At 64.5% G+C, this 3,839-nt stretch carries 2 protein-coding genes; both read right to left on the bottom strand.

What is annotated here, in order from left to right:
* Positions 1-311 (bottom strand): hypothetical protein (locus K1X71_21080; protein ID MBX7075643.1); only part of this gene is annotated, 311 nt, incomplete at its 3' end.
* On the bottom strand, positions 304-3,804 hold the full coding sequence (locus K1X71_21075) for a DUF927 domain-containing protein (GenBank protein MBX7075642.1): 3,501 nt from the start codon (positions 3,802-3,804) through the stop codon (positions 304-306). The genes K1X71_21080 and K1X71_21075, both read right to left, overlap by 8 nt.
* Between the last annotated feature and the right edge of the window lie 35 nt (positions 3,805-3,839).

Genomic DNA, 3,839 nt, shown 5'->3' with positions numbered 1-3,839 from the left:
CGCCCGCACTGCCGCGCCGCCATGCCCCAGCCATGCACCCGATCCGCGCCGGCCGCGCAGAGGTGCCAGGACCAGGGATCGCCGGGCGTGGCGGGCTGGGCGTGCCGGCAGGCGCTACAGCGCACCTCGGGCACGGGCTCGGGGGGTGGCGAGGTGCTGGCCCGCCAATCGACCGCCGGGGCGTCCGGGCGGCTCTTGGGCGCGGGCACAGACAGGTCTTGCTCAATCGGTCTTGGCGTCTTCGTGGCCTGGCCGTCGGTATCGAGTGACTCTGTGGGTTGGCTCAATTTCAGCCATCGATCGCTAAGCATGGTCGCCGCCCTCGCGAACGATGTAATACCGTCCAGGGCTTGATCGGTCACCAACCCGAACCAGCTTTCCCTTCGTCCCTCGTGGATCCTTTTCCAGGCGCCCGGTGGCAAGGAGCGTATCGATGGCCAGGTCGCGCGAGACGCCCTTGGTGAGGTCTTGCCAACCGGCCGCGTTCAGAAAATACCGCCAACCCTCGGGCGTGGCGGCGACGTAACCGAAGAACGGGCGCATCGAAGTCATGGCGCGTTCGGCCGCCTGGAGTGTGGCGAGCGTGACCGGATCGACTTCGGCGAAGCGGCCTGGTCGATTACCGGATAGCCAGACCTCCAGATGCTCAAGAAACACGGTTTCGTCGTGGCGCGCTGCCGTGCCCCAAGTCGCCAGCCAGCGCCGAAACAGCGTTTCCGCCGCGCTTCGGGCTCGCCCGGGCGCCCAGCCTGTGATTCCCCAATCGGATGCCAGCTCGCCCGCGTAACCGACCATGGCGAAACGCTGCGCCCCGCGCTTGACTTCGTCGCTTATGCTGCCGCGCGTCATGGCGTCCACGAATTGCGTCAGGTGGTTCGCCGCGTTGGGAGCCGTCGCCACCGTCTCGCGCCGGGTCAAACGATCAAGGAACGCCCGTATCGGGTGACCATGGTGCCGGGAGACAGCGACATTGACTTCCCTGATCAAGGCGGATCGGGCGTCGGAATCGGCAAGCCCATTCAAAATCCCGCAGCCATCGCCGGCATCGACCGGAATGTGCAACAGCCGCAACTCTTGACCAGCCATCGGCACCTTGCCGGCATCCTGCATCATCTGCTGCAGGGATTTTTCACCCGAAGACAACAGAATCAGTTGCCAGCGCGGCAAAGCGCGCGCGGTCAGACGGGCGGTTCCGCGCATCCGGCCGGCCTCGTTGAAGATCATGTAGATCAAATCGCCGATCTCGCGCGGATCGGCTTGCCCGATTTCGTCCAGCATCAGCACTGAATCGCAGTGCGTGGCGGCGGTCATCTCGAAGCCGGCGCGCGTGCCGTGCCAGCTTCGCCGCAGATTTTGCGGTTTGCCCCAGACCGACAGCGCCCAGTTTTGCGAGGTAGTCTTACCGGTGGTCGAAGTACCCATGAAGTGCAGCCCTCCGGATTGCACGTTCAACAGGTCCAGCAAGGGCGGGGCAAAGGCCGCGCTCAATGCGAACACCGGGACGTCAAAATCCTCGACGGCGCGCGCCACCTCGTCGCGCCAGCCATCGAGGGTTCCGGCGAGCGAATAGGGCGATGGGCTCGGATCGTCGGACCGATAGAACACTTCGTCGTCACCCTGCCCGAACACGGCATCTGGGAGCACGAACACTCCCTGAGTCCAACCGGTCTTGACCGTGGCCACCGCGCGCTTCTCGGGACGCGCGCGATTCAGATAGGCGCGGATGTGTTTGTTGGCGTGGGCCGGGTTATCCGTCGCCCTGAAGCCCATGTCGTATAGGCGCTGGAGAATCTCGCGGCCATCGGTGACCAGCAGCGCGCGGGGCAGTGTCCAGACGTGGGTTTGTCCGTGCAGGGCGGTGAATTTGAGCGCCACGGCGTAGCCATGCCCGCGCCCGTCGTCCGCCGTGGCGAGCACTTCGAAGGGGGCGCTGATCCACTCCGGCGCAAAGTATTGCCGCGTCATGCCGCCGTCGGGCGTGGGTACGTTCCCAACGTGGACATACCAAAGACCCGGCCCCCTTGGGGCTTTGCCGTGCTTGCATTCATCCTTGCGACCCAACCCTCCGATCTGGGAGCCATCGGGCAAAATCATGAAGTAATAGGGAATCTTACTATCTTGTAACCTTGTAACCTCTTCTTTTAATACTGGGTTACTTGCTTTCTCCTTTCCATTCAGCTTTGTATCCTCGTAACCCGTGTAACCTGCAAAATCTGGCTCTCCCCCCTCATATGATTGATTTTCGTTCTCCGTTTGGGCTGCCCTACGCAGCGAGCCGATACCCACGCCCTTCCCGCCTCTGGCGCCGGGCGTGGTGGGTTTTCCGCGCTTGAATAGCGCCAGGGCCTTCGGTCGTTGGTTTGCGGTCGCCCAAGCATCGACAATGACGCGGGCGGCGTCGAAGGCAGGGCAAGCCGCCCCCCACGCAGCGACGTCCCCGCCCATTTCATTCTTGACGGCGCTCGCGACTAGCCACTCCGCCGACCGTTCGCCGTGCTTCGCGTCGGCCGGAACGAAGCGGGCGATCTTCAGCAAGTCCAGCGCGGTGCCCCCCGCGACCGGTTCGAGTTCCAACCCGGCGATGTGCTCGCGGGCACTCTCCCACGCGGGGTGATCTTTCGCGCCCTGGACCTCAACGGGCGGGTCACCCACCAGTTCGAACCGCTGCCCACCGTGGGCCTGACTGAACAACTCGGGCGGGTCCGCATTCAAGTTGAGCCAGCCCACGGCGCGGCCGCCGTCGTAGTCGGGTTCCAGCGGGTCGAGGGTTTCCCGTTCGTTGAAGCGCTGCGGGTCGGCCAGCACTTCGCGCACCGTCGCGGATACCCACTGTCCATCCTCGGCAACGATCAGGTCGAAATCAGCATGCAGAAGGCCGCGCTTGCCCAGCGCGACCTCGTAGAGGGTTTTCAACTTAATCTTGGCGATGAAGATTTGGGTAGCCGCGTCGCTGTCGTCGGGCTCCTTCGTCCGTTCGGTGTCGGCGATCCATTGCGCCGTGCGTTGATCGACCTTGGCCGCCACCCAAGCCTCACGGACGCGCTGGGATTCTTGCCGCAGTTCCGACTCTCTACTGCGGACCAGTTTTTTGAACCGTTCACGCTCGAAAACAGCCAGATCCGGAATCGCGGTCCGGGTATCCAGAAAATCCGCATCGCCGTTGCGAGCGATGGGGTCGGGGAGTCGCTGGACAAGGCTTGCCCCGCAGGCAGCCCCACCGCAGAAATCCAAGCGCTCGGGCTGCCAGACCGATGCATCCACGATACTGCGCATCAGCAGTTGCCCCGCCCCGCCGACCTGTATCCAGCCGAAGCCCGGCGTTAGCCACAAGCGTTCGAACAATGCCCTGCCGGCGCGCGCTATATCGCTGGCGTCTCGGACGAACAGGTAAAGCCGCTGCCCCCCGACACCCTTTAGTTCCTCAACTGGATTGCCGTCAGCGTCGGTTCGCCAGATACAGGAAGACGCCGAAGGGCGCCACAGTGTGGGCGCGTCGGCGATGCCGGGCGCGACTTTCGCGAGCGCGGCGAGCAGGTCGGCCCCGTCACCAGCCGTGAACCGGGGACCGTGCTCGCTCGGGTCGTGGTCGATCATCAGCACGCCCGGCGTGTCGGGCGGGAACCCCATGTGCTGCCGGGTGCGGCTGATGGCTGGGATTCCGTTCGCATCGACGGGCGGGGCATTTTTCAGTCGGTCGCGGCTGAGAACGCGAGCGCGTTCATGACCATTTACCCCGTAACACAGCGCTTGCGACGGGTTTAGCCGCGTCAGCAGATCCGCGAATTCCGCGACCGTCGCGGTCATTTTGCGGGCCTCACCCTCGGCAAGCTGGCCGCCAG

It is taken from the genome of Pirellulales bacterium (genome assembly GCA_019694455.1).
Lineage (GTDB): Bacteria > Planctomycetota > Planctomycetia > Pirellulales > JAEUIK01 > JAIBBY01.
Note: the sequence above shows the minus strand (reverse complement) of the source record. Positions and strands in the feature narration are given on the sequence as shown.